Source organism: Bacillus sp. S14(2024), from assembly GCF_050473785.1.
GTDB lineage: Bacteria > Bacillota > Bacilli > Bacillales > Bacillaceae_G > Bacillus_A > Bacillus_A yunxiaonensis.
The window spans coordinates 2,900,700-2,926,814 of the sequence record NZ_JBFLUP010000006.1 but is presented as its reverse complement, the minus strand read 5'-3'; the positions used below and the strand labels follow the sequence as shown (position 1 = coordinate 2,926,814).

The window sequence follows — 26,115 nt, the reverse complement described above, 5'->3', positions numbered from 1 at the left end:
TCTTTTTTAGTTTATTTCACAAATAGCGAAATAAAAAGAGAATGTCTTACAAATCCAACGCATTCAGATTTGTAGAAGACATCCTCTTTTCTATTAACCAACAAATGTTTGATACAACAAAAATATATTTAAAGCGATAATTAATACGGCAATCAACCATGCAAGTGTTGTTGTAACACGATGATTGACAAGACCACCCATAATGCTCTTTTTACTTGTGAAAACAATGAGCGGAACTAATGCAAATGCAATCCCAAATGATAAAATGACTTGACTCATTACGAGGGCGTGAGTTGGATTCACACCTAATGCAATAATAACAAGCGGCGGAACCATTGTAATAAATCGTCGCAAATATAAAGGGATATGCATACGGACGAATCCTTGCATAATAATATCACCGGACAGGGTACCCACGGAAGAACTAGATAAGCCGGCAGCTAGTAAACCAACCCCGAAAAGAGTTGCTGATGCAGATCCGACTAAGTGTTCAAATCCGTGAAAGGCAACATCTAAGTCTTCAATATGCATGCCATGTTTGAAGAACAGAGCAGCTGCTACAATTAACATACTTGCATTAATTACTCCGGCAATGACCATCGCAATTACAATATCGATAAATTCAAAGCGGAAAATCTTTTTTCGTTGTTCATCTGTCGTTCCTACAACGCGGCGCTGTGTTAAAGCAGAATGTAAATAAATCGCGTGTGGCATAACCGTTGCCCCTAAAATTCCTGCGGCAAGTAAAATACTATCTACACCTTGAAATTTAGGAACGAAAAGTCCCGATAGAAGAGGACTTAATTCTGGCTTTGCATAAAATACTTGTACGCCAAAAGCAATAACGACAATAAAGACCATACCAGTAATGACTGCTTCTAACGGACGAACCCCTCTGCGTTGAAACTCTAGAATAATGAATGAACCTACTGCCGTAATTAATGCTGAGGGCAATAGTGGAATGCCAAATAGTAAATTTAATCCTAAGGCAGCACCGATAAATTCAGCGAGATCAGTCGCCATAATTACTAATTCACCTTGTATCCATAAACCAATAGAAACAGGCTTTGGAAAATGCTCCCGAGCAACTTCCGGAAGGTTTTTTCCAGTTGCAATTCCTAATTTAGCTGACAAGGATTGGATTAATACAGCCATTAAATTTGAAACAAGGATGACCCAAAGTAGTAAATAACCGTACTGAGATCCAGCTGCAATATTTGTAGCGAAGTTACCTGGATCAATATAAGCTACAGATGCAATAAAAGCGGGTCCCAAAAATGGTAATAATCGTTTCAGTCCTTTTGTTTCACCGCTTAAAGCTAATTGTGCTGATTGCATCGTCTTATTTTCTGGTGGAAGGTGTTCGCGTTCTTTTATGTTTTCTGTCATGTTTTGTTTCCCCTTTTGTTATCTAGGTGCAATTTGTTTTATTTATGCTAGTTATTTATTTTATTAAATCAAAATACATAAATTATATTTCTTTTATTTGAACATAAATTTTTCCTTTGTGCAAATTATATTACATTAGGAAACAATTGTGCTAGTTTATTTATACATACAGTGGATTTGTAAGTTAAGTATTTATCCCGCTATTCGCGGTCAGTAAGCCTCTATTGATGGGGATTTCACTTTATGAAACATTAAATAAATAGGGTGTTTTGAAATGAGTATTTGTGTATAGTAAAAATGACAACTTTGATAAGAAGAGTTAGATAGAAAAGTGTATATTTTGAAAATGTAAAATACTTTACATTTCTAATGTGATTTTAATCTTGTTTTCATCTAGTATTTAGTTTTCATTGTTAGAATGTCCAAAGGCAGTAATTTTTTGGAGGTTTTGATAATGCACGCAGCAATTCATGCAATTTCTTTGTTTTTGGCTAAGCTTGGTTATGGTGGTGTCATGCTAGCGCTTATGATTGAGGTGATTCCGAGTGAAGTTGTTCTATCGTACGCAGGATTTCTTGTATCACAAGGACAGATGACATTTTGGGGGGCTGTTCTTGCGGGAACGATTGGAGGCACAATCGCTCAATTATTCCTATACTGGTTAGGATATTATGCTGGCCGGCCTTTTTTATTAAAATACGGAAAATATTTGTTAATTCGTCCTAAGCATTTAGAAATGGCTGAAAGATGGTTCCAACAATATGGATCAGGTGTGATTTTTTCTGCAAGATTCGTTCCAGTAGTAAGACATGCTATTTCTATTCCAGCAGGAATCGCAAAAATGTCTGCAACAAAGTTCACGCTTTACACAGTGGTTGCAATTGTTCCGTGGAGTATGCTTTTTATTTATTTAGGTAATGTATTAGGAAGCCGATGGGAACAAGCTAATCAAGTGTCTGGTCCGTATGTGAAGTATATTATGATCGGCGCGATTGTCATACTAGCCGTCTATATAATTAGAAAGGTTATGAAGAAGAACGTGTCAAAAGCATAATCGTACTTTTATGATATAAAGGGGCTGTCCCATAAGTTAGTTACACTGACTTATGGGACAGCCCTTTTTAATAGGTACACAAAAAAATCGACCCTCACTATAGTTGTAAGTAACCACACAAACTATTGATTTAAAACAGAGATGAACTATTTATAAAAAAGATAAACCGGAATTATCTAAAATTCAGTTCTCTTATTGAACTATCGCAGCAGGTTAGTTGTAGAAAAAGTAGAATATATTAAAGGGAAAATAGGGGAGTGAATAATATGGAGATTACATTGAGTAATGGAGAGACACTTTTTTATAGAAAAAGGGATGGCGGAGAAAATACTCTTCTTTTACTTCATGGAAATTTAGCATCTTCAGATCAGTGGGATTTACTAATGGAGCACTTACCTCTTAATTATACAATATATGCACCTGATTTACGTGGTTACGGAAAATCTACTTATAATAAACCTATAAAAACTTTTAATGATTTTGCCATGGATATAAAGTTGTTCTGTGATAAATTAAATTTAAAAACGTTTCATTTAATAGGTTGGTCAAATGGCGGTGGAGTGGCAATGCAATTTGCAGCTAGTTTCCCTTCCAAAGTAAAAAAACTAATTTTACTGGCTTCTATGTCAACACGCGGGTATCCGGCTTATAATTCTAATGGTGAAAGACTTCATTCTAGAGCAGAAATTGCTTCCGATCCTATTATTAATAGCATGTTAAATGCACAAATTAATGGGGAAAAAACATTCTTTAAAGAAGCTATGAATCAACTAGTATATTCTGTTAATAAACCAGAAAAAGCAAGATTTGAGAAATATTTAGAGGGGGCACTACGTCAACAAAATATAATTGATGTAGCTGATGCAGCCAATAGATTTAATATTAGTTCGGTTTCAAATGGGATTATTGAAGGTACAGGAGAAGTAAATCATATTATTGCCCCAGTACTTGTATTATGGGGAAAAAGTGATCTTATGACATCAGAATCGATGACATTAGAAATTATTAATGACATGAAGGAACATGACATTGATTTGACTTATAAAGTCCTAAATACGGGCCATTCTCCTTTAGTAGATGACATACAGAGGATAGTGTTAGATATAGATGACTTTTTATTAAATTAATACACTTTTTATCATATCTGGCGATTTATCCCCACGTCAAGCGTGAAGCGATAGTTGGGGGATAACTGCCCGTAAAAGCCCGATTGGTTCAACTGTACTTCAATGCTACACAAACAAAAAATAGGAGACGTTTTTTTATGAGTTACAATTCAGCTACTTTCATTTGTTTATGAGAAATTTTACATATAAAAAAGCCCATTTCATAAGGGCTTTTTTATATTACATAATAGTTAATTGAAAAAGAAACTATTTATTTTCTTTTAATTTTGCTAATGCTTGTTGTACTTCTTCTTGTAGATTTTGGTCTAAAATTTGTGCTTGATTAGGAGCATTTAGCTGATAAAAATAGTTACTTGCAGCTGCTTCTGCTTCTAGTTTCTGCACGTAAGTTTCGACACGTGCAAAGCCTTTCACTGCATTTTCTGTATGGAAAGAAGCAAGTGCTGTGTTACTATTTTTTATGGCTTGTGCAGCATTTAATCGAGAAACAAGAACAAGTTCTTTATATTCTAATTCTTGATATTTCTCTTGCAGTTTGTCAATTTGGTCATATAATGCAGCGGTTTGTTGCTTTGTTATTTCGTACTGTTCACGATATAATGCAGCTTTCTTTTCATTTGTGATTTTATCTTGTAAAGCTAGCTGTGCCATGTTATCTTCCTCGCGAGATACCGCAAGTTCAGCTTGACGAGTTCTTTTTGCGATAAGAGCATCAGCTTCCAAAATTAATGCTTCATATTTCTTTTCTAAATATAATTGGTGAGCCAGTGCTTTTTGCGCTTTTGTAATTTGTTCTTCTGTCTCTCTCAAGTATTGTTTCAGCATGCTAATAGGGCTTTCTAGCTTATCCAACGTTTGGTGTACATCTGCCATTACAATATTTTTAATGCGTTTTAGGATACCCATTGTTTAGTTCTCCTCCTTACGAATATTACGTTCCCATTGATCTAAAATGTCTATTTGTTTTTGCATTGTTGAAAAATTATATGTGTGAATATCGATCTGCTCACTTGCCATCGTTCTTTTCTGTTTGATTTTTCTATATGCCCAAGTAATAGCTGCGGCAAGCGCAAGTATTGGAATGAGCGGGAATAAACCGATAAAAAGAAGTAGCACTCCTGTCCACTTTTTAGCCATATTTCCTTCAGATTTGCGAAGAATTAACCAACCGAAAAGAACAAAGCCAAGTTCTAATAGGAATGGTGCAAAGAATACATCACCAAACTCTTTTTCATGATGAGTATGTCTTTCAGAGTCAGCAAAGCGCCCTTTCTCCGTAAAGAAAGCTTGTCCTTCTTTATGGGAGGCAACGGCATATTCAGCTTTTCTATGCTTCTCATGATCCCATCTTTCGTGCTTCATACTATGTAGTCCGAAGAATAGTAAAGTAAGAAGCAGTGGAAGGATTAAAATCCATTTTAGCCAGCGCAACTTTTTGCATTTGTTCTTTTTCTTTTTCATGTGTTCACCTCCATCTATGATTCATGATGTTTCAAGAAAAAATGAATCTAGAACTACTTTTGATAGAGTCAAAATCTGAATGTTTTTGTTTGAATATATCACCTCGTTATATCTTTAGTGATTCCCAGTGTAAACCCTAGATGTGAGAAGGGAATGAAAGGGGAATGATGAAAATATGAGAAATATATAAGAAAATTCTCATTATAATTAAAAACTCGCCAAATAATTGACGAGTTACTTTTTAAATAACATATTTCATTTTTTTAGATAGATAGTAAAAATAGTTCCATAACCTAATTCACTCTCTACAGAAATATTGCCTCCGTGTAATTCAATAATTTCTTTTACAATTGCAAGACCTAAACCGCTTCCGCCTGTTGCGCGAGTTCGGGATTTATCGACTCTATAAAACCGCTCGAAAATATGAGATAGATCTTGTTCAGGGATGCCTTCTCCTTCATCTTTTACTCTAATCTTAACGATTTCCTTGTTCTCTGTAACTGTAACAAATACTTTAGAATTTATGTCAGAGTGAGAATATGCATTGTTTAACAGATTGAGAATAACTTGTTCAAAACGCTGTTCGTCGAGTAGAAGAACAACGTCTTCTGGACACGAGGAAATAATACGAATATTTTTATCGGTATAAGCTGGTTGGATTTTTGTTAATATGTTTTTTAATAAATCATATAGATTAGTTTGCTTTGTATGAATAATAAAATTGTGTTTTTCCATTTTAGCTAATTCAAATAAATCTTGAACAAGCCGTGTTACATGATCAGCTTCTTCTTTAATAATAGATAAATAATGATTCTGGTCTTGTACAGAAATCTGATTTTTAATAAGAATATCAGCGTATCCTCTAACATATGTTAATGGTGTTCGAAGTTCGTGTGCAACGCTAGCTAGAAATTCTCCTCGTTCTTTTTTCAAATAATTTAAATCATCTGCAAGTTTTTGGATAGACTGCGCTAGTTCTCCTACTTCATCATTTCTATTAATATTTAAAGATACGGATAAATCTCCTTTACTCATTTTTTCTGTTGCTTTTTTCATTTTAATTAAAGGATTAGTGAGAAGTTTTGATAATAAGAACATGGTAATAACAGTAAGGATAAAGGTAATGGCACCAATAACTATGAATTGGTATGTTAAACGCTGAATCATTTGTTTAATAGAGTCAGTACCTAGAAACATGTATACATATCCTTTCGTATCACTGCCAACTTGAATGGGACTAATTGTACAAATATAATTAGATGTTTTCCAATGATCTTCCACCACTGTGCCATTTTTATTAACAGGGGACATTTTTGTATGTAAATGTTTTTCCATAGAATGATCTACATTACTTGATTTTGCAAGAATTTCTCCATTTTTCGAAGTAATGACAACTTTAGTTTCTGCTTCCGATTCCATGAGAGCCACGTGAGATATAGTTTGATCATCGAAGTATTTCTCCAGTACATCACGATGATTATTTCCTCTAGTAAGGAGAGATTTTACTTCTTCCTGAACTCTCGTATTGACCAAGCTGTAATACAGTAGAAGAAACAATATACTTTCAATTAGAAAAGTACAAATAAAAAAATAAAATCCAAATTTTACTGAGATACGTTTCATAAACCTTCACGATCCTTGTTGTTTAGTAATATCATATATCTTTCTCTTCACTTGCCCAGCGATATCCGATTCCATATATCGTCTTAAGGTGATCATGAATTGGAAATGAAGATTTTCGTAATTTTTCGCGCAAGTTACGAATATGCGAATCTACAGTTCGATCCTCTGTTTCTGATGTATGTCCCCAAATACGTTCAATAAGTTGCTCACGACTAAATACGTAATTTACATTATTTAAAAATAAACCGAGTAGCGAAAATTCAATTGGAGTTAATAACAGTTCATTTCCATGCACAGAAGCAGTATGTTTTGCTTCATCCCACACCAATCCTTTATATTCTATTTTATGATGCTGCTTTGTTCTGCGTAGCACGGCCTCTATGCGAGCTAATAATTCTTCTTCATGAAACGGTTTCGTAATATAATCGTCAGCTCCTTTTTTTAATCCTTGTACAACATCTTGTGTATCATCACGAGCAGTTAGCATGATAACTGGTACACTATTGAACTCACGAATTCTCATGCAAGTTTCCCAACCATCCATTTCGGGCATCATAATGTCTAGTAAAATTAATCGAAATTCTTTTTCTTCTAATAAAGAAATCGCTTCTTTACCAGAAGTTGCTTTTGTACAGCGATACCCCCTAGGGGCTAAATATAATGAAAGTAAATCTAGCATACGTGGTTCATCATCTACTAATAGAATGTTAATCATATAGGCCCCCCTTAATTAAATGATACCTAAATATAAGATATTTTACTAAAAGATATTGAAGAAATTGTGCAGGCCGTTATGTGTTTTCTTGTCTTTGTCTCTCCATAATTTCTTGATAATTGTTCTATATAATAATTACGAACAAACTGGGGAGGGATTTTTTATGAAGAGAACGGTATTAACAGGGATTTCAATCGTAGCAATTTCTTTAATTGCTGGATGTTCTGCAACTACAAATACAGCAAGTGATCATAAAAATATGAACGAAAAAAAGACCACACAGACTGAAACAGCAACAAAACCATTACAAGTGATAAAGGGTCCTGAAGTTACGCTAGTGGCGAAAGAAGGGAAGCAAAGGCTAAGTAACGGTGTTGTTGTTCCAGTATGGACATTTAATGGTTCTTCTCCTGGACCAGAAATTCGTGTAAAAAAAGGTGAAAAGGTTAAGGTCACACTAAAAAATGAACTATCTGCACCGGTATCGATCCACTGGCACGGATATCCTGTTCCAAATAATATGGATGGAATTCCAGGCGTTACGCAAGATGCGATTGAGCCAGGGAAAAGTTTTACGTATGAATTTGAAGCAAATGTACCGGGAACATATTGGTATCATTCGCATCAAGACTCCGTTAATCAACTAGATCGAGGACTGTATGGTGCTCTTGTTGTAGAAGATACAAATGAAAAATATGATAAAGATTACACGTTAATGTTAGACGAATGGGTAACTGATAAAAAAGAAATTGACAAACAAATTAAGGAAATGACAAAAAAGAAAACCGAAAAATCAGATGGGGATAAGTCTAGTATGAATCATGGAAATATGGAAAAGCATGATGATATGAACGGTATGGATCATTCTAGTATGGATATGGGAAGTAATAAAAAAGAATCAGGTAATATGGAAGGAATGGATCATGGAAATATGAATATGGAAGGTCATAATATGAGTATGTATGATCTATTCACAATCAATGGGAAAAGCGGGGATTTAATAGAGCCGTTGAAAGTAAAAAAAGGAGATAAAGTTCGACTCCGATTTATCAATGCTGGTTACTTATCACACAACATCCATGTTCATGGTCATGATATAAAAATAATTGCAACAGATGGACAGCCAATAAATGATCCAAAGGTTGTAAAAGACGAAGTGATTTCAATTGCACCGGGGGAACGTTATGATGTTGAGTTTACGGCGAATAACCCTGGGAAATGGTATGTTGAGGACCATGGAGAAGGAAAGGGTGTAAAAGGAATGAAAGCTGTTATTGAGTATGATGGCAGCAAAGATATGAAAGATAAAGCGAATGAAAAAGAAAAACTTCCAAAATTAGATATGACGAAATATGGTTCTAAGAAATTAGGAAGCTTCACATTAGATCAGCAATATAATGCCACATATACAATGGATTTGAACACAGAAATGAATGGCAATGGAATGGTATATACAATTAACGGGAAAACATTCCCTAATATTGATCCAATTCAAGTGAAAAAAGGCGATCTAGTAAAAGTAAAATTAGTAAATCGTTCTAAAATGGATGATCATCCGATGCATTTGCACGGGCACTTCTTCCAAGTATTAAGTAAAAATGGAAAACCAATAGAAGGTTCTCCGATTGTAAAGGATACATTAAACTTGAAACCAGGAGAAGAATACGAGGTAGCATTTGTAGCGAATAATCCAGGTGAATGGATGTTCCATTGCCATGATTTGCATCATGCATCTGCAGGGATGGTAACAGAAGTGAAATATAAAGATTATAAATCTGATTATGTTCCAAATCCTAATATTCCTAATATGCCAGAGTGATGTAAAATTTGTGTAATTTATTATAGATAATATAAAGCAGCTTTCCAATTGGAGAGCTGCTTTATTGATATGTTGTATGAAGTGTTTAATCGATCCAGCATAAACAGGTAGTAAGCCCCCACTGATGGAAGTTTCACTTTATACTATTTTTTGAAATCTTGATTCAGTTAATGTATGTGTTGATTGTGTTGAGAAGAAGGTGAATTATGATCTGGAAATGTTATAAAAACAGTGAGAAGAATTATAATGCTAACTGAAAGTAAAAATAGAAACCAGCGGTGAATGTAAGAAGAGAAAATTTTTGACAAGAATTGAATGATACATGACGTAGTAATGGCAATTGTGAACAAAATACTAATAAGAAGTATACTGTGTGCTTGCTGAGCATTCAACATTTCCGTCACCATAGCTCCCATCATACCTGCCATCAATCCAGAAAACATACCTTCTAAAGCAGAGTAGAGATGAAAGGATAGCCCAACTAAAAGTCCAACTATGCCACTAATCAACATAGAAAGTAAAGTAGAATGCAACAAGTCTCCTTTCAAAATAATACCAAGATAGAATCCTATGCTTAATCCGGTGCTCATACTAAAAGACATAATAAATACCATATACTCCATTAGGGTACCTTTAGATTTAGTAATAAATGCTGTAACAATAACTAAGATAAAACAAAGCGTTAGGGTAGTTAACGTATAAGTGGATATAGTGATACCTCCCTGTCCTTTTGTTCATTTCATCATATGTGCAAATGTAGAGCACTTATGCCTATGTATGTCTGCAAAATATCTGCATAATTTAAGGGAGAGAATGAAAATAGTTGTTCTGATAAAATACATACAAGTGTGCTTGTATGTATTTTCTTTGAAAAAATTTCAAAAAATAGGTATATAAACAGTTGTAATTTATACCCCCTACCCGTATAATGTATATAAAGATTGGTAATTACAATACATGAGGTGATATAAATGGATCATTGTAAAGATAATGAAATAAATCAAAAAATGGTTCCTCGAACAGAAGAGGAAATTCAAAGTGTTATAAAACGTTTAAAGCGTATTGAAGGGCAAGTACGTGGTGTTCAAAAGATGGTAGAAGATAACCGTTACTGTGTTGATATTTTAATTCAAATTTCAGCGATTAATGCAGCCTTAAATAAAGTAGGTTTTTCTTTATTGGAGCGTCATACAAAGCATTGCGTTGCAAAGGCGATTCATGAGGGAAACGGGGACGAATCGATTCAAGAATTGATGAACGTAATTAAGCAATTTTCAAAATAGGAGGGGTATAAGATGGAGAAACAAAAACATGTTACGCTTGGAGTTACAGGAATGACATGTGCAGCCTGTGCCAACCGGATTGAAAAAGTGCTAAATAAAATGGATGGGGTAGAAGCTAACGTAAACTTAGCAATGGAAAAAGCAAGTATCAAATATGATTCTTCTCAGCAAGAAATTTCAAATATAAAAGAGAAAATTGAGAAGTTAGGGTATGGCGTATCAGCAGAAAAAGTTACTTTTGATATTGAAGGAATGACATGTGCAGCTTGTGCAAACCGAATTGAAAAAGTACTAAATAAAATGGAAGGCGTTTCACATGCAACTGTTAATTTAGCTACAAATAGCGCCGTTGTAGAGTACAATGAAGATTTAGTTTCTACAGAAAATATTTTAGAAAAAATAAAGAAAATTGGATATAAGGGGCAAATCCGTAACGAAAATGCAGAGCGTTCGGAAAGAAAAGAAGAGGTTATTAAGGAGAAAAAGCGTCAACTTATTATTTCGATTATTTTGTCCTTACCTTTACTTTATACAATGCTTGGACATATGCCATTTGATACAGGAGTACCAGTACCGCATATTCTTATGAAGCCGTGGTTTCAGCTTTTATTGGCAACACCAGTTCAGTTTTATATTGGAGGACACTTCTATGTAGGTGCTTATCGGGCTCTTCGAAATAAAAGTGCGAATATGGATGTTTTAGTTGTCTTAGGAACATCAGCAGCTTATTTTTATAGTTTATATGAAACTTTGAAAACGTTAGGAAATCCTGCATACACTCCTGATTTATATTTTGAAACAAGCGCGGTTTTAATTACGTTAATTTTGGTCGGAAAGTACTTTGAAACAATGGCAAAAGGACGTACAACAGAAGCAATTTCTAAATTATTAAGTTTACAGGCGAAAGATGCACTTGTTGTTCGTAATGATCAAGAGGTACGAGTGCCGTTAGAAGAAGTTGTGATTGGAGATATCATGATTGTAAAACCCGGTGAAAAAATACCGGTGGATGGTATCGTGATTTCAGGGGCATCTTCTGTTGATGAATCTATGATTACTGGAGAATCTATTCCGGTGGATAAAAAAGAAGGAGATTCTGTTATTGGTGCAACGATTAATGCAAATGGGATGCTGACCATTCAAGCTGAAAAAGTTGGAAAAGACACAGCATTAGCAGGCATTATTAAAATTGTTGAAGAAGCGCAAGGATCTAAAGCACCGATTCAGAGATTAGCAGATATCATTTCGGGTATTTTTGTTCCTATTGTTGTAGCGGTTGCTTTAGTTGCCTTTATTGTATGGTATTTCTTTATAACACCAGGGGATTTACCAAAAGCATTGGAAGTAGGAATTGCGATTCTTGTCATTGCATGTCCATGTGCACTAGGTCTGGCTACACCAACTTCGATTATGGTTGGTACGGGAAAAGGAGCAGAAAAGGGTATTCTCTTTAAAGGAGGTGAATATCTAGAGGGGACGCATAAAATCAATGCAGTGTTGCTAGATAAAACAGGAACCGTAACAAAAGGGAAACCAGAAGTTACCGATGTATTAGAATTTCAGGAAGGTATGCTGGATTATGCGATTTCAGCGGAAAGTGCTTCTGAACATCCGTTAGCCCATGCGATTGTTGAATATGGAAAACGGCATGAGATAAAATTGAAAGAGTTACAGCACTTTGCAGCAATTCCAGGTCATGGTCTTGAAGTGGATATTGAAAACAAAAAGGTTCTTGTTGGAACGCGTAAATTAATGAATGAGCAATCTGTAGAAATTTCACAGCATGAAGAGGTTATGAAAGAACTAGAGTATCAAGGTAAAACAGCGATGCTTGTCGCAATTGATGGGAAACTTGCTGGAATAATGGCTGTTGCTGATACTGTAAAGGAAAGTTCGAAGGATGCAATTCAAACACTCAAGCAAATGGAAATTGAAATATACATGGTAACGGGTGATAATAAACGTACAGCTGAGGCGATTGCAAAGCAAGTTCATATTGACCATGTATTTGCAGAAGTATTGCCAGAGGATAAAGCTAAGATTGTAGAGGATTTACAAAAACAAGGAAAGAGAGTCGCAATGGTAGGTGATGGTATTAATGATGCACCAGCTCTTGCGAAATCTGATATTGGTATGGCGATTGGAACAGGTGCAGATGTAGCAATTGAAACTGCAGATGTTACGTTAGTTGGCGGTGACTTATCACATATACCAAAAGCGATTGAGTTAAGTCGTAAGACGATGAAAAATATTCGTCAAAACTTGTTTTGGGCTTTATTTTATAACGCAATCGGTATTCCCGTGGCGGCATTTGGATTATTAGAGCCTTGGGTAGCCGGAGCGGCGATGGCATTTAGCTCTGTATCTGTTGTGACTAACGCACTTCGTTTGAAACGCGTTAAAATATAAATGAATAAAATGGAGGAATATATGATGACTATCACATTAAACGTACAAGGAATGACGTGTAATCATTGCAAAATGGCAGTAACAAATGCACTTACAGAGTTAGCGGGAGTACAAAATGTAGAAGTTAACCTGCAAGAGGGAACTGTAAATGTCAAATATGATGAAGCAAAAGTAGATGTAGAAAAAATGAAAGAAGTTATTGAAGATCAAGGATACGATGTGCAGTAAATAGGGAAATTCAATAATTCTTAGTAAAAAGGCCGTTTGATTAAAAGCGGCCTATCACATTTAATGATAAATAATTTGTATCGTTAAATGTGATAGGCTTCGAATGGGCATAATCTGTTACCCAAATAATCGTGTTTTGTTTACAAATAAAATTGAATTTACTAGAATAATGAATATAAATCGTAATAATTACGTTTTATAACAGCGCTGTAAAAGTAGCTGCAAGTGTAGTCAGAAACAAAGAAATGGATGGTTGATAATATGAACAAAGTAGAAATTCATATTTTAGGTGGTTTTTTAGGGAGCGGGAAATCAACGCTGCTTCAAAATTTATTATTAGCTGAAAAGAAGAAAAATCGAAAAGTTGCAGTGCTAATGAATGAAATAGGCGAATACTCAGTAGATACAGATATTGTAGGACGAGAAAATATTTTAAGAGAACTTTTAAAAGGCTGTATTTGCTGTACGATGAAAGATGAATTAGAAATTCAGCTACATTCCTTATATCAGGAGGAGAGACCTGATGTAGTTTATATAGAAACGACGGGAGTTGCGCATCCGATTGAAGTATTAGACGCTTGTCTCTCACCTATTTTAGCTCCTTATATTGAAGTGAAGTCCATTATTGTTGTATTAGATGCAATCAGGTGGCTAAATCGGGAAACATTAAGTAAAAGTGTGCAACAGCTTTTAAACGAACAAATGAAGTATGGAAGTCATATCCTTATCAATAAATCAGATTTGCTGAGAGACGAAGAAAAGAAACAGGTTATTGAGGAAGTGGCGTTAATAAATAGACATGCAAAATTATACGAAACACAGTATTGTAATATATCTTTAGAGGATTTCGAAGAGGTAACGCTAGCGAATAATCAAAATCATGAAAAATTACATGTGAAACAGCATTTACATATTCAAACTATGACCTATCCATTTACAAAATCAATTGATCAGGGCAATTTGTACGAGTGGCTTTCTAATTTACCTGAGGGAATTTATCGTGTAAAAGGGTTTGTGAAATTCCATGGTGATAAATACCCAACGTTGCTGCAATACTCATTTGGTGTGCCATCTTTATTAGAGCAGGATTTTGGGTTCCCTACAAACCTTGTAATTATTGGAGATAATTTAGATAAAGCGAAACTGAAGAAGGAGCTAGAGAGTTTGGAACAAGTTGAGTTGTAAGGTTTGTGTACGGTTGTTTTCAGATGAATATATTAATTTTATTAGAGAAGGAAGGACTAGTTTTTTAGTCATTCCTTTTTTTAGTTAAGAAACGAACATGTTATTAGTAAATATTTACAAATAAACTGGAAGGGATTTGGGAAAAGTTAGAGAAATTAGAGGTACTTCAAGAAATTTTATATCATAGTAGCGATTGATATTGAGAAATGTCATTATTACGGATAGTTCACCTCAGTGTATTCGATTCTCTAAGAAGGTAAATGATAGGGGAGGAATCATGATGTCAGTGAAAAAACGTAAGTGGCTAAAAATGGTGTGCACCAGTTGTATACTTGGTTCATTGTTCGTATCAGTTGGGTGCTCTGGAAAAAAAGCAAGTACAGGTAATGAGGAAACAAAAACAGTTAAGGTAGGTGTTCTTGCTTCGTTAACTGGACCACTTGAATCGTATGGAAAACAAACAGTAAATGGATTTGAGCTCGGTCTGGATTATGCAACAGGTGGAACAGGAAAAGTGGAAGGGAAAAAGATTAAGTTTGTTGTAGAAGATACGGAAACAAAAGCGGATGTAGCCGTTAAAAAAGCTACGAAACTATTAGAAGAAGATAAAGTAGACTTTTTGGTTGGTTCATCTAGTTCAAGTGATACGTTAGCAATTTTACCATTGGCTGAAGAGTATGAAAAAATAATGGTTGTTGAGCCAGCTGTAGCAGATAGTATTACGGGGAAGAACTGGAATAAATATATTTTTAGAACAGGGCGGAATTCATCTCAAGATGCAATTGCTGGTGCAGCATCAATTGCTAAGAAAGATGTGAAGATTGCTACACTAGCTCAAGACAATGCATTCGGAAGAGAAGGGATTGCGGCATTTAAAGATGCAGCAAAGAAGTTAGGTGCAAACATTGTAAATGAGCAATATGCTGATGCGAATTCTACTGATTTTACGGCAAATATACAAAATATTATAAGCTCAAAACCAGATTATTTATTTATTGTTTGGGCAGGTGCAAATTCGCCATGGAAGCAATTAAAAGATATGAATGTGGAGCAGCAAGGTATTAAAATTTCAACGGGTGCACCTGATATTCCAGCATTAAAAACAATGGATGCGTTAGTTGGCATGCAAGGATTTTCAGTGTATTATCATACGCTTCCAAAAAATAAAGTGAATGATTGGTTAGTAGAACAGCATAAAAAGCGATTTAACGGTGCTGTTCCAGACTTGTTTACAGCTGGAGGGATGTCAGCTGCTATTTCAATCGTCGAGGCCTTAAAGAAAACGAAAGGCGATACTGATGCTGATACGCTCATTAAAAAGATGGAAGGAATGGAGTTTGAAACACCAAAAGGAACAATGAAATTCCGTGCGGAAGATCATCAAGCTTTGCAAACGCTTTATTCAATTACATTGAAAAAACAAGATGGAATTGATTATCCTGTTCCAGTTTTAGAGAGGGAATTAAAAATGACAGAGACAGAACCGCCAATTCGCAATAAATAATCTGAATAATAAAAAAATAAGTCTTATTGTAACGAACAGTGAAAGTTTTCCATTCCTATCATAAAGGGATGGAAAACTTTTCACTTTAAAACTCCGCCTCAGGGTTCAGAGAAAACGAAGAAGATAGGTGGAGACTAGTAATCAGTAGGGAATTAAGGAATCCTTTGAGAGGAGGACATAGTGTGGGGAAATTGTTAGAGACTCGCGAACTTTCTGTCTCATTTGGGGAACATCATGTTATTAAAGATGTAAATTTGATGATACCGAAAGGAAAACTTATTTCCATTATTGGACCGAACGGAGCAGGAAAAACCACCCTTTTTAATTTGTTAAGCGGTCAACTTTCTCCGACAAAAGGGGAGATTTATTTTAAGGAACGTGACATTACAAAGTTATCGATTCCAGATCGAACGCGTCTTGGTATGGGACGTTCTTTTCAGCTTACAAACATTTTTCCAGAATTAACGGTTCTTGAAAATGTTCGGCTTGGTGTACAGTCTTATGCGAAAGATTATTATAGCTTCTTCCCGCGCCCGTCTCAGTATAAGCAGCAACAAGAAGAAGCACGCCATTTACTCGAGGTTGTGTTGCTGAATGAAAAGGAAGAAGTACTTGCAAAAGATTTAGCTCATGGAGAAAAGCGAAAATTGGAACTTGCAATGCTTTTAGCACTTCAAACAGATATGTTGTTGTTAGATGAACCGACAGCGGGTATTTCTCTTGAAGAAGTTCCTGCTATTTTACAAGTAATTGAAAATATAAAAAATAATCGTGAAAATACGATTGTACTAATTGAGCACAAAATGGATATGGTCCTTCATTTATCTGATCATCTTATTGTGTTATTTCAGGGTGAGTTATTAGCTGAAGGGTTACCAGAGGAGATCATGAAGGATGAGCGTGTGCAAACTGCATATTTAGGAGGATTATACAGTGACACTATTAAAAGTGGATAATATAGAAACGTATTTAGATCAGTTTCATATTTTGCAAGGTGTTTCTTTTGGGGTGGAGGAAGGAACCATTACAGTCTTATTTGGAAGAAACGGAGCAGGGAAAACGACAACGCTGCGTTCTATTATGGGGTTTCATACCATTTCTAACGGAGCAGTTTATTTTGGAGACGAGAAAGTAAATGGGCTATCAACACATATGATTTCTCGAAAAGGTATAGGGTATGTGCCAGAAAATCAAGGGATATTTTACGACTTAACGGTTGAAGAAACGTTTGCACTTGCTCAAACGAAAAAGAATGAAGAAACAGATGAAAAAGTAGAGTGGATGCTGAATCTCTTTCCAGACTTAAAACAATTTTGGTATAAAAAGAGTGGCTTATTAAGTGGAGGCCAAAAGCAAATGCTCGCTATCTCAAGAGCTTATATTAACAGTGAAGGCCTGCTGCTTATTGATGAGCCTAGTAAAGGATTGTCACCAATCATGATTGAGAAGTTGATGATCTCAATTTTAAAAATGAAGGAGAAAACAACTGTTTTACTTGTCGAACAAAATTTTATGATGGCCAGTCAAATTGGCGATTACTTTTACATTATGGATAATGGGAAAATTGTGCATAATGGTCCGATGAGTGAACTGAAGGAAGATAAGGAAACATGTCATAAATATTTAGGGATTTCTTAACCTTGATATGGATGAGGTGAAAAACGTGGATGTGTTGATTAATTTATTTGTAAATGGTGTTTCGACAGGTGTGCTTATTTTCTTATTAGCATCTGGCCTAACACTCATTTTCGGTTTAATGAGTGTTCTTAATTTTGCTCATGGTGGACTATTTGCATGGGGTGCTTTCACTGGGGTGTGGTTGTTTCATGTAACAGGCAGTTATATGTTTGCATTATTTGGTGCTATTGTGATGGGGATGTTTCTTGGTTGGATATTAGAAAGATTCCTCATCCGTCCTGTTTATGGAAATCATGTTCGTCAGCTTCTGGTTACACTTGGTGGTATGCTCGTGCTTAGTGAATGTATCAAAGTATTTTGGGGGCCGAATCCGATAGGAGCTAAGTTACCGAATTGGTTACAAGGAAGTTTTACATTTGATGGAATCATATTAATCAAGTATCGCTTATTTGTTATTTTAATCGGTTTATTCGTTTACATCGGATTTGTATTGTTACTTCGAAAAACGAAAATTGGGCTTATGATTCGTGCTGGTGTAATGGATAAAGAGATGGTTCAAGCGCTTGGGATTAATGTGAAAGCTATCTTTTCTTTCGTATTTTTATTAGGAGCTGGGATGGCGGCGTTAGGTGGCTTTCTCCTCGCGCCTTATTCGGGTATTATTTTTGCTGAAATGGGGATGCAGTATGCTATTTTAGCTTTTATCGTTGTAATAATTGGTGGATTAGGCAGTGTACAAGGTTCTGTAATTGCATCCTTAATTGTTGGTTTGGCAGGAGCTTTTACAGCATACTATATTCCAGATTTATCGCTTGCGATAAACATGTTGATGCTGTTATTCGTCTTATTAGTTAAGCCAACAGGACTTGTTGGTGAAAAGGGGTGAGATTGTTATGGCTACATCATCTAATCGGGCTAGCTTATATTTTTGGGGTGTAATTCTTTTTTGTTTCATCATATTTCCTTTTATAAACGATTCAAGGAGCATGTTAATCTTGTTTACACAAATTTTCATTTTCGCAATCTTTGCAATGAGCTTTGATATTCTATTAGGTTATACGGGAATTGTGTCGTTTGGGCATTGTATGTTCTTTGGAATCGGTGCTTATTGCGTTGCACTCCTATTAGACCGACAAGAGACAACGATATCGAGTTTTTTTATTGGGATTCTATTAGCAGTCACTTTATCAGCGGTCATTAGCTATATAGTCGGTATGCTTTCCTTACGATTAAAAAGTCATTTTTATGCGATGCTAACACTAGCTATTTCTCAATTATTCTTTGTGCTAGCTGAAAAATGGCGAACTGTCACGCATGGGGGAGATGGTTTTACGTTTCGTGTACCTGATATATTTCGAGATCGTTTCACATTTTACTATATTACATTAATAAGTCTAGTAATCATTTTTTTATTACTACAACTGTTTACGAAATCTTCAATCGGAAACGTATTAAAAGCGATTTCGCAAAATGAACAACGTGTAGAAGCACTTGGTTATAAAATTCTTCACTATAAAGTAATTGCGAGTGTTGTAGCTGGAGTTGTAGCATCTATGAGCGGTGGATTATTTGTTATTACACTTCGCTTTGTAAATACGACTGTTTTTTCAATTGACATGACGCTGAATGCTTTATTAATGACGACAATCGGTGGCATTGGGACATTAGTAGGGGCGATAATAGGAGCAGGAATGATTGAATCTTTGAAATACTATTTGTCAGAGCTTGCTGCGCAGTATCCAATTTTTGAACGATGGACAATTTTTCTTGGTTTATTGTATATCATCGTCTTATTAGGTCTTCCAACAGGTATGTTAGGAACAGTTAGGAAGTTGGTGAGCTGGAAACGACATAAGAGAAAAGGGAAGAGGGAGCAAATTGAGCATAGTGCTTAATACACTAGAAAATAGCTTTTACCTTATAGTTACTTATAGGTAACCTACGCACATTAAAGTGCAGTATTGTATTTTAAATAATATATAGATAAAATTTATGCTATGAAAAAATTAGCAATTTAGAATGAATAAGGAGTGTTAGATTTGGCAGAATTATTACAAGGAAAAAATGCATTAATTACAGGAGCTGGCAGAGGGATTGGCCGTGCTGTCGCAATCGCTTTAGCAAAAGAAGGCGTGAATGTAGGACTTTTAGCACGTTCAGAAGAAAATTTAAAGGCTGTTGCAAAAGAGGTAGAGGCAGAAGGTGTGAAAGCTGTAATTGCTATTGCTGATGTATCTTCATATGAAGAAGTAAGTGAAGCAATTGAAACATTGAAAAATGGTTTAGGTTCTATTGACATTTTAATTAACAATGCCGGAATTTCTAAATTTGGCAATTTCCTAGAACTAGAAGTTGCAGAATGGGAAAAAATCATTCAAGTGAACTTAATGGGCGTCTATTATGTAACTCGTGCTGCGTTACCAGGAATGATTGAACAGCAGTCCGGTGATATTATTAATATTTCATCGACAGCTGGACAAAAGGGAGCACCAGTAACAAGCGCGTACAGTGCTTCTAAATTTGGTGTTCTTGGTTTAACTGAATCGTTAGCAATGGAAGTACGTAAACATAATATTCGTGTTACAGCATTAACACCAAGTACAGTTGCAACAGATATGGCAGTAGAATTAGGTTTGACAGATGGTAATCCAGATAGAGTTATGCAAGCTGAAGATATTGCCGAATTTATTGTAGCACAGCTGAAATTAAATAAACGTACATTCATTAAATCTGCTGGATTATGGTCTACAAATCCGTAAGAGAATAGATGATTAGAATTATTAAACCGGATAGCTGTTCTTTTTAGGACAGCTATCCGGTTTTGTATAAAGTGTAATTATCCTTGTCTTGTAGTTTTTTAATTACTTGATAAAGGCAGGTTCACTTTATTGCATTTCATTCCAAAATGTCACGTCACCAACAGACAAACGTGTTGTTGGATGCCCAGGTATTGCCGCTTTACCCACGGCAATTAACATAACAGGTACGTATTGTTTTGGAATTTCAAAAGCTTCTTGGAATTTCTCTTCATCATAACCGCCCATTGGTACTGTATCATACCCTCTTGCTTTTGCAACAAGCATAAGCTGCATGGATACAAGCCCTGCATCGACTAATAAAATCTCTTTAATCAGTTGTGCTTCTCGGTTTGAATACCTGTTTGTAATATTATTCACAAGTGTTTGTTTTACTTCGTTCGTCATATAGCCAGCGTCAACTGCTGATTGATAAATTTTCTCTGTTTGCTTATAGCCTTCCATATCTCCAAGAACAGCAATAACGGCAGATGCATCTACAATCTGTTGTTGATTAAATGCGATAGGAAGCAGCTTTTCTTTCAAATTTTGGTCGTCAATCACAAGGAAACGCCACGGCTGGAGATTGGAGCTAGATGGTGCCAAGATTGCTTCTCCCAACATTTCTTTTAATTCCTTCCGTGAAATCTTCACTGTTGGATCATAATGACGTACTGAATGACGTTCTTTTATTGTAGTAAAAAAATCAGATGTAGTTTTTGATCCTTTTTGCACATTTCATCGCCCCTTATACTTTGAATGTTCTATAAACTCAGATTATTATAACGTACATTTTATTTCACCGGCAATTTTATTGCTTTACAAGTGTCTCATATGTTGTTGAATTAGATGTAAAAGAGTATTTGCAATCTCAGCTAAACTATTATCCTTAGATTGAACAGGCCATAGAGAAAGTGGTGACTAAGCCCAATTATCATCTTTTATAGGAAGAATTTTAAGGTCATTCAAAAATTCGGTAAAATCATTCAAAATTGAAAACTGCGGTGCAATCGTAATTGCTAAATTATTTGTTAGAAATAAAGTCTTTTGCTGTTTGTCTGTTTTCATTTTCATGTTGTGAACATAATTAAAAATGTAATCATCTTGATAGAGTGCAAGGAGATGTTTCATGATCGTTTTGTAATTTATTTCATCTCTTAAAATTTAATTTGTGAAATGAAATACGTTTATCTCCAATTTACATAGTCGAATTTTACAACATGAAATGTTATGATGCCATTAAGATACAATAAGTTTGGAAGGGGTATAGAAATAACGAATATGGATAAAGAAAAACAACAATTGAGCGTTGAAGTTGCAAGGTTATATTACCAATCTGATTATAGTCAACAAGAGATTGCAAATAAATTGAATATCTCAAGGCCGACTATCTCGAGATTGTTGAAATATGCAAAAGAAAAAGGGTTTGTTCAAATTAAAATAGCTGATCCATTTGCTGATTTAGATAATGTAGGAAACCTACTTAAAGAAAAATATAATTTATTAGAGGTACATGTCGTATTTGCTTCAGTACCAGAGTATACAGTCATTACGGAGTATATTAGCAAGTATGCTGCTGAATATATGGAGAAGACTGTTACAAATGGTGATATTGTTGGTGTGAGCTGGGGAACGACGATGTATGAAATCGCTAGAAAAATTGTCCCGCAGCATGTAAAAGGGGTAGAAGTTGTCCAATTAAAAGGAGGAATTAGTCATTCAAGTGTAAATACATACGCGAGTGAAACGATCGCCTTGTTTGCGGATGCTTTTCAAACAACACCACGAAATTTACCGCTTCCAGTTATATTTGATAATGCAGTTACAAAAGAATTAGTAGAGCAGGATAGGCATATTCATCATATTGTTGAGATGGGAAAACAAGCTAATATTGCCATTTTCACAGTTGGAACGGTTAGAGATGAGGCTTTATTATTTCGATTAGGTTATTTGAATGAACAAGAAATGAACCTATTGAAAGAACAAGCTGTTGGGGACATTTGTTCACGTTTCTTCGATGGAGACGGTAATATTTGCAGTGAGGAAATTAATCAGCGAACAATTGGTATTGATTTAGAAGAGTTGCGCTTAAAGAAGCGATCTGTTCTTGTTGCAGGAGGCTCTAGAAAAGTAAAAGCAATTGATGGGGCGTTAAGAGGCGGATATGCGAATGTGTTGATTATCGATCAGCATACTGCAAAAGAGTTGTTACATTACGAAAAAGGTTGAAAAAGAAGGTTTCTCAAAAATAAAAATTTGAGAAACCTTCTTTTAGCATGTGGCTGTGCAACATATGTGTTTTTCGATAAAAATTTCATGATGAAGTAATGGTTTGCATAAGAAATTTGTGAAATAGATTTTTTTATGAATGAATAAATGGTGTGTTTTATGAGGGAGCTGTTAATGTGGCAGCGCCCTTTTTGTGTCAATTTTAAAAACTTATTTCACTATCTCAAAAAAGTGTTGAACAAAATTTCAAAAGTATGTTTACATTTGTTCAAGGTGGAGTTAGAATGAAGTTGTTAAAAGATGTGAGGAGTGAAGAAAATGAACATTGCAAAGTTAATTGATCATACAGTTTTGAAACCGGATACTACAAAAGCAGACGTTATGAAAGTTTTAGAAGAGGCAAAGAAATATAATTTCGCTTCTGTTTGTATTAATCCTACATGGGTAAAATTAGCTGCTGAAGAATTAGCAGGACATGATGTGGATGTTTGTACAGTAATCGGATTCCCTTTAGGTGCAAATACAACTGAGACAAAAGTATTTGAAACAAAAGATGTAATTGCAAAGGGCGCAACTGAAGTAGACATGGTAATCAATGTTGGTGCTTTAAAAGATGGGGATCATGAATTCGTTGAAAACGATATTCGTGAAGTTGTACAAGCTGCGAAAGGAAAAGCACTTGTAAAAGTTATCATTGAAACTTGTTTATTAACAGATGAAGAAAAAGTTCGTGCTTGTGAATTGTCTGTAAAAGCTGGTGCTGATTTTGTAAAAACTTCAACTGGATTCTCAACTGGTGGTGCAACTGTGGAAGATATCGCATTAATGCGCAAAACTGTTGGGGAAAACGTTGGTGTGAAAGCGTCTGGCGGCGTTCGTACACGTGAAGATGCAGAGAAAATGATTGAAGCTGGTGCTTCTAGAATCGGTGCAAGTGCTAGTGTTGCAATTGTATTAAATGATACAAACGACGCTTCAGATAACTATTAATTCATAAAAAGTTGTAAGCAATAGATATACGAATTGTTGTAAAAGCATGGTGTATCTATTGCTTTAACATTTTAAAAATATGTAAGCGGATACGGAAAAGAAGGGGATTTTTATGAAATATGTAATCGGTATCATAGGCTTGATAATTGTGCTAGGTATCGCATGGCTTGCAAGTAATAATAGAAGAAAAGTGAAATGTCGCCCTATTATAACGATGATTGTACTTCAGTTTATTTTAGGTTTCTTACTATTAAATACAAGTATCGGGAACGTACTAATTACTGGAATCGCAGATGGCTTTGGACAATTGTTAAAGTATGCTGGTGATGGTGTTAATTTTGTATTTGGTGGTTTGTTAAACCAAAAAGAATTTTCATTCTTTTTAGGAGTATTAATGCCAATTGTGTTTATATCAGCTTTAATTGGTATTTTGCAGCACATTAAGGTATTACCGTTCATTGTGAGATATATTGGTTTAGCTTTAAGCAAAGTGAATGGAATGGGAAAACTTGAATCATATAACGCTGTAGCTTCAGCGATTTTAGGACAATCAGAAGTATTTATTTCTGTTAAGAAACAATTAGGTTTATTAAGTGAAAAAAGATTATATACACTGTGTGCTTCTGCAATGTCAACGGTTTCTATGTCTATAGTGGGATCCTATATGGTGTTATTAAAACCGCAATATGTTGTAACCGCTTTAGTGCTGAACTTGTTTGGCGGGTTTATTATTGCTTCTATTATTAATCCTTATGAGGTTACGGAAGAAGAAGATATTTTAGAAGTACAAGAGGAAGAGAAAAAGACCTTTTTTGAAGTATTAGGAGAATATATAGTAGATGGCTTTAAAGTTGCTATTACAGTAGCTGCTATGCTAATTGGATTTGTTGCTTTAATTGCTTTTATTAATGCCATTTTTAAAGGAATAATTGGTATCTCATTCCAAGAGATTCTTGGTTATGTATTTGCACCATTTGCATTTATTATGGGGGTTCCTTGGCATGAAGCTGTTAATGCCGGTAATATTATGGCGACGAAACTTGTATCAAATGAGTTTGTAGCTATGACAAATTTAGCACAAGGGAACTTTAATTTTTCAGGAAGAACGACTGCTATCATTTCAGTGTTCCTTGTTTCATTCGCAAATTTCTCTTCAATCGGAATTATCGCTGGTGCTGTTAAGAGTTTGAACGAAAAACAAGGGAATGTGGTAGCGAGATTTGGTTTAAAACTGCTTTTCGGAGCAACTTTAGTAAGCTTTTTATCCGCAACAATAGTTGGATTAATATATTGAGAGTTTACTAAGTTGACCTTTTACAAATTAAAATAAAAAGGATCGGTGATTAAGATGAGAATGGTAGATATAATTGCGAAAAAACGTGATGGTAAAGAATTAACAACAGAGGAGATTCAATTTTTTATTAAAGGATATACAGATGGATCAATTCCTGATTATCAAGTAAGTGCACTAGCAATGGCTATCTTTTTCCAAGACATGTCTGATCGTGAACGTGCTGATTTAACAATGGCTATGGTGAATTCTGGAGAGACAATTGATTTATCAGAGATTGAAGGGGTTAAAGTAGATAAACATTCAACTGGCGGTGTTGGTGATACAACAACATTAGTTTTAGGACCATTAGTAGCTGCTTTAGATGTACCAGTTGCAAAAATGTCTGGACGTGGTCTAGGGCATACAGGTGGTACGATTGATAAATTAGAAGCAGTTGAAGGATTCCATGTTGAAATTACGAAAGAGCAATTTATTGATTTAGTGAATCGTGATAAGGTTGCAGTTATTGGACAAACAGGTAATTTAACACCTGCCGATAAAAAGATATATGCACTACGTGATGTTACGGGAACTGTGAATTCGATCCCATTAATCGCAAGTTCGATTATGAGTAAAAAAATTGCAGCTGGAGCTGATGCAATTGTTCTTGATGTTAAAACAGGAGCAGGAGCGTTTATGAAAACAGAAGAGGATGCGAAAAAATTAGCACATGCAATGGTACGAATTGGAAATAATGTTGGTCGTCAAACAATGGCTGTTATTTCCGATATGTCACAGCCACTTGGCTTTGCGATTGGTAACGCTCTTGAAGTGAAGGAAGCAATTGATACGCTAAAAGGAGAAGGGCCAGAAGACTTAACGGAATTAGTGCTTGTATTAGGAAGTCAAATGGTTGTACTTGGTAAAAAAGCAAATACATTAGAAGAAGCACGTGAAATGTTGAAAGAAGTTATGAAGAATGGAAAAGCGATTGAGAAATTCAAAGAATTCTTACGTAATCAGGGCGGCGATAGCTCGGTTGTAGATCATCCAGAAAAGTTACCACAAGCGAAATATGTAATTGATGTACCAGCTAAAACTTCAGGTGTTGTGTCTCACATTGTTGCAGACGAAATCGGTATTGCTGCGATGCTTCTAGGGGCAGGCCGTGCGACAAAAGAGGATGAAATTGATTTAGCGGTTGGTTTAATGTTACGCAAAAAAGTTGGCGAAGCTGTAAAAGAAGGCGAATCGTTAGTTACAATCTATGCAAATCGCGAAGATGTTGAAGATGTAAAAGCTAAAATTCATGAAAATATTTCTATATCAGAAAAGGCCGAAGCTCCAACATTAATTCATACTATTATTACTGATTAATGGTTAGTAGAATTGA

Annotated in this window: 24 protein-coding genes; 17 read left to right on the top strand and 7 right to left on the bottom strand. The window is 35.2% G+C overall.

Annotated elements, in window-relative coordinates:
• Positions 1-93 precede the first annotated feature (93 nt).
• Complete coding sequence (locus AB1279_RS15085) at positions 94-1,389, bottom strand: Nramp family divalent metal transporter (RefSeq protein ID WP_429759639.1); 1,296 nt, start codon at positions 1,387-1,389, stop codon at positions 94-96.
• 451 nt (positions 1,390-1,840) lie between these two features.
• On the opposite strand from AB1279_RS15085, the gene AB1279_RS15080 reads away from it, so the two are divergent.
• The gene (locus tag AB1279_RS15080) at positions 1,841-2,443 is read left to right on the top strand and encodes a DedA family protein (RefSeq protein ID WP_429761422.1); all 603 of its coding nucleotides are present in this window, start codon (positions 1,841-1,843) and stop codon (positions 2,441-2,443) included.
• Between the two features lie 266 nt (positions 2,444-2,709).
• On the top strand, positions 2,710-3,570 hold the full coding sequence (phaZ, locus tag AB1279_RS15075; RefSeq protein WP_429759637.1) for an intracellular short-chain-length polyhydroxyalkanoate depolymerase: 861 nt from the start codon (positions 2,710-2,712) through the stop codon (positions 3,568-3,570).
• Between the two features lie 246 nt (positions 3,571-3,816).
• On the opposite strand, the gene AB1279_RS15070 is transcribed toward phaZ, so the two are convergent.
• The 4 genes from AB1279_RS15070 to AB1279_RS15055 all read right to left on the bottom strand — a co-directional run bounded on the left by AB1279_RS15070 (position 3,817) and on the right by AB1279_RS15055 (position 7,369).
• The gene (locus AB1279_RS15070) at positions 3,817-4,476 is read right to left on the bottom strand and encodes a PspA/IM30 family protein (protein WP_429759635.1); all 660 of its coding nucleotides are present in this window, start codon (positions 4,474-4,476) and stop codon (positions 3,817-3,819) included.
• Between the two features lie 3 nt (positions 4,477-4,479).
• On the bottom strand, positions 4,480-5,031 hold the full coding sequence (locus AB1279_RS15065) for a hypothetical protein (protein ID WP_429759633.1): 552 nt from the start codon (positions 5,029-5,031) through the stop codon (positions 4,480-4,482).
• A 255-nt stretch (positions 5,032-5,286) separates the two neighbouring features.
• Complete coding sequence (locus AB1279_RS15060; protein ID WP_429759631.1) at positions 5,287-6,654, bottom strand: HAMP domain-containing sensor histidine kinase; 1,368 nt, start codon at positions 6,652-6,654, stop codon at positions 5,287-5,289.
• Positions 6,655-6,685: 31 nt separating this feature from the next.
• Positions 6,686-7,369 (bottom strand): response regulator transcription factor, encoded by a 684-nt coding sequence (locus tag AB1279_RS15055; RefSeq protein ID WP_429759629.1) that lies wholly within the window; start codon positions 7,367-7,369, stop codon positions 6,686-6,688.
• A 163-nt stretch (positions 7,370-7,532) separates the two neighbouring features.
• On the opposite strand from AB1279_RS15055, the gene AB1279_RS15050 reads away from it, so the two are divergent.
• Positions 7,533-9,188 (top strand): multicopper oxidase domain-containing protein, encoded by a 1,656-nt coding sequence (locus AB1279_RS15050; protein ID WP_429759628.1) that lies wholly within the window; start codon positions 7,533-7,535, stop codon positions 9,186-9,188.
• Between the two features lie 167 nt (positions 9,189-9,355).
• Here the strand turns inward: AB1279_RS15050 and AB1279_RS15045 are convergent, their stop codons facing one another.
• The gene (locus AB1279_RS15045) at positions 9,356-9,898 is read right to left on the bottom strand and encodes a hypothetical protein (RefSeq protein WP_429754327.1); all 543 of its coding nucleotides are present in this window, start codon (positions 9,896-9,898) and stop codon (positions 9,356-9,358) included.
• A gap of 261 nt (positions 9,899-10,159) precedes the next feature.
• Between AB1279_RS15045 and AB1279_RS15040 the strand changes: the two genes are divergently transcribed.
• The 10 genes from AB1279_RS15040 to AB1279_RS14995 all read left to right on the top strand — a co-directional run bounded on the left by AB1279_RS15040 (position 10,160) and on the right by AB1279_RS14995 (position 20,194).
• Positions 10,160-10,471, top strand: coding sequence for a metal-sensing transcriptional repressor (locus AB1279_RS15040; protein WP_429759627.1), 312 nt, complete (start codon positions 10,160-10,162; stop codon positions 10,469-10,471).
• A 12-nt stretch (positions 10,472-10,483) separates the two neighbouring features.
• Entirely contained in the window at positions 10,484-12,880 is a 2,397-nt protein-coding gene (locus AB1279_RS15035) for a heavy metal translocating P-type ATPase (RefSeq protein ID WP_429759626.1), read from the top strand.
• 24 nt (positions 12,881-12,904) lie between these two features.
• On the top strand, positions 12,905-13,108 hold the full coding sequence (gene copZ / locus AB1279_RS15030) for a copper chaperone CopZ (RefSeq protein ID WP_429750448.1): 204 nt from the start codon (positions 12,905-12,907) through the stop codon (positions 13,106-13,108).
• Positions 13,109-13,369: 261 nt separating this feature from the next.
• Positions 13,370-14,293 (top strand): CobW family GTP-binding protein, encoded by a 924-nt coding sequence (locus AB1279_RS15025; protein WP_429759625.1) that lies wholly within the window; start codon positions 13,370-13,372, stop codon positions 14,291-14,293.
• Between the two features lie 280 nt (positions 14,294-14,573).
• A complete protein-coding gene (locus AB1279_RS15020) occupies positions 14,574-15,797 on the top strand; it encodes a substrate-binding domain-containing protein (protein ID WP_429761421.1) in 1,224 nt (407 codons plus the stop codon).
• 182 nt (positions 15,798-15,979) lie between these two features.
• On the top strand, positions 15,980-16,753 hold the full coding sequence (locus AB1279_RS15015) for an ABC transporter ATP-binding protein (RefSeq protein WP_429759623.1): 774 nt from the start codon (positions 15,980-15,982) through the stop codon (positions 16,751-16,753).
• Entirely contained in the window at positions 16,731-17,435 is a 705-nt protein-coding gene (locus tag AB1279_RS15010; RefSeq protein ID WP_429759622.1) for an ABC transporter ATP-binding protein, read from the top strand. The genes AB1279_RS15015 and AB1279_RS15010 overlap by 23 nt, the downstream gene beginning before the upstream one ends.
• Positions 17,436-17,460: 25 nt before the next feature.
• Positions 17,461-18,321: a branched-chain amino acid ABC transporter permease gene (locus tag AB1279_RS15005; protein ID WP_429759620.1), complete on the top strand. Its 861-nt coding sequence runs from the start codon at positions 17,461-17,463 to the stop codon at positions 18,319-18,321.
• 7 nt (positions 18,322-18,328) lie between these two features.
• Positions 18,329-19,330 carry a branched-chain amino acid ABC transporter permease gene (locus tag AB1279_RS15000; RefSeq protein WP_429759618.1) on the top strand — a complete coding sequence of 334 codons (1,002 nt, stop codon included), beginning with the start codon at positions 18,329-18,331 and terminating at the stop codon, positions 19,328-19,330.
• A 144-nt stretch (positions 19,331-19,474) separates the two neighbouring features.
• Positions 19,475-20,194 (top strand): 3-ketoacyl-ACP reductase, encoded by a 720-nt coding sequence (locus tag AB1279_RS14995; protein WP_429759617.1) that lies wholly within the window; start codon positions 19,475-19,477, stop codon positions 20,192-20,194.
• Positions 20,195-20,320: 126 nt separating this feature from the next.
• Here the strand turns inward: AB1279_RS14995 and AB1279_RS14990 are convergent, their stop codons facing one another.
• A complete protein-coding gene (locus AB1279_RS14990) occupies positions 20,321-20,965 on the bottom strand; it encodes a nitroreductase family protein (RefSeq protein ID WP_429759616.1) in 645 nt (214 codons plus the stop codon).
• A 546-nt stretch (positions 20,966-21,511) separates the two neighbouring features.
• On the opposite strand from AB1279_RS14990, the gene AB1279_RS14985 reads away from it, so the two are divergent.
• The 4 genes from AB1279_RS14985 (at position 21,512) to AB1279_RS14970 (ending at position 26,099) form a co-directional block, all read left to right on the top strand.
• Entirely contained in the window at positions 21,512-22,459 is a 948-nt protein-coding gene (locus AB1279_RS14985; protein WP_429759615.1) for a sugar-binding transcriptional regulator, read from the top strand.
• A gap of 318 nt (positions 22,460-22,777) precedes the next feature.
• On the top strand, positions 22,778-23,449 hold the full coding sequence (deoC, locus tag AB1279_RS14980; protein WP_429759614.1) for a deoxyribose-phosphate aldolase: 672 nt from the start codon (positions 22,778-22,780) through the stop codon (positions 23,447-23,449).
• Positions 23,450-23,561: 112 nt separating this feature from the next.
• Positions 23,562-24,743, top strand: coding sequence for a NupC/NupG family nucleoside CNT transporter (locus tag AB1279_RS14975; RefSeq protein WP_429759613.1), 1,182 nt, complete (start codon positions 23,562-23,564; stop codon positions 24,741-24,743).
• Between the two features lie 54 nt (positions 24,744-24,797).
• Positions 24,798-26,099, top strand: a complete 1,302-nt coding sequence (locus AB1279_RS14970) for a pyrimidine-nucleoside phosphorylase (RefSeq protein WP_429759611.1) — start codon at positions 24,798-24,800, stop codon at positions 26,097-26,099.
• Positions 26,100-26,115: the final 16 nt, after the last annotated feature.

What these genes read in the sequence shown, in the direction of transcription:
- phaZ (WP_429759637.1), top strand. Translation starts at nt 2,710, where the DNA reads ATGGAGATTACATTGAGTAATGGAGAGACACTTTTTTATAGAAAAAGG.
- AB1279_RS14985 (WP_429759615.1), top strand. Translation starts at nt 21,512, where the DNA reads ATGGATAAAGAAAAACAACAATTGAGCGTTGAAGTTGCAAGGTTATAT.
- AB1279_RS15040 (WP_429759627.1), top strand. Translation starts at nt 10,160, where the DNA reads ATGGATCATTGTAAAGATAATGAAATAAATCAAAAAATGGTTCCTCGA.
- AB1279_RS15000 (WP_429759618.1), top strand. Translation starts at nt 18,329, where the DNA reads ATGGCTACATCATCTAATCGGGCTAGCTTATATTTTTGGGGTGTAATT.
- AB1279_RS15085 (WP_429759639.1), bottom strand. Translation starts at nt 1,389, where the DNA reads ATGACAGAAAACATAAAAGAACGCGAACACCTTCCACCAGAAAATAAG.
- AB1279_RS15060 (WP_429759631.1), bottom strand. Translation starts at nt 6,654, where the DNA reads ATGAAACGTATCTCAGTAAAATTTGGATTTTATTTTTTTATTTGTACT.
- AB1279_RS14970 (WP_429759611.1), top strand. Translation starts at nt 24,798, where the DNA reads ATGAGAATGGTAGATATAATTGCGAAAAAACGTGATGGTAAAGAATTA.
- AB1279_RS14975 (WP_429759613.1), top strand. Translation starts at nt 23,562, where the DNA reads ATGAAATATGTAATCGGTATCATAGGCTTGATAATTGTGCTAGGTATC.
- deoC (WP_429759614.1), top strand. Translation starts at nt 22,778, where the DNA reads ATGAACATTGCAAAGTTAATTGATCATACAGTTTTGAAACCGGATACT.
- AB1279_RS15020 (WP_429761421.1), top strand. Translation starts at nt 14,574, where the DNA reads ATGTCAGTGAAAAAACGTAAGTGGCTAAAAATGGTGTGCACCAGTTGT.
- AB1279_RS15050 (WP_429759628.1), top strand. Translation starts at nt 7,533, where the DNA reads ATGAAGAGAACGGTATTAACAGGGATTTCAATCGTAGCAATTTCTTTA.
- copZ (WP_429750448.1), top strand. Translation starts at nt 12,905, where the DNA reads ATGACTATCACATTAAACGTACAAGGAATGACGTGTAATCATTGCAAA.
- AB1279_RS15025 (WP_429759625.1), top strand. Translation starts at nt 13,370, where the DNA reads ATGAACAAAGTAGAAATTCATATTTTAGGTGGTTTTTTAGGGAGCGGG.
- AB1279_RS15055 (WP_429759629.1), bottom strand. Translation starts at nt 7,369, where the DNA reads ATGATTAACATTCTATTAGTAGATGATGAACCACGTATGCTAGATTTA.
- AB1279_RS15065 (WP_429759633.1), bottom strand. Translation starts at nt 5,031, where the DNA reads ATGAAAAAGAAAAAGAACAAATGCAAAAAGTTGCGCTGGCTAAAATGG.
- AB1279_RS15070 (WP_429759635.1), bottom strand. Translation starts at nt 4,476, where the DNA reads ATGGGTATCCTAAAACGCATTAAAAATATTGTAATGGCAGATGTACAC.
- AB1279_RS15035 (WP_429759626.1), top strand. Translation starts at nt 10,484, where the DNA reads ATGGAGAAACAAAAACATGTTACGCTTGGAGTTACAGGAATGACATGT.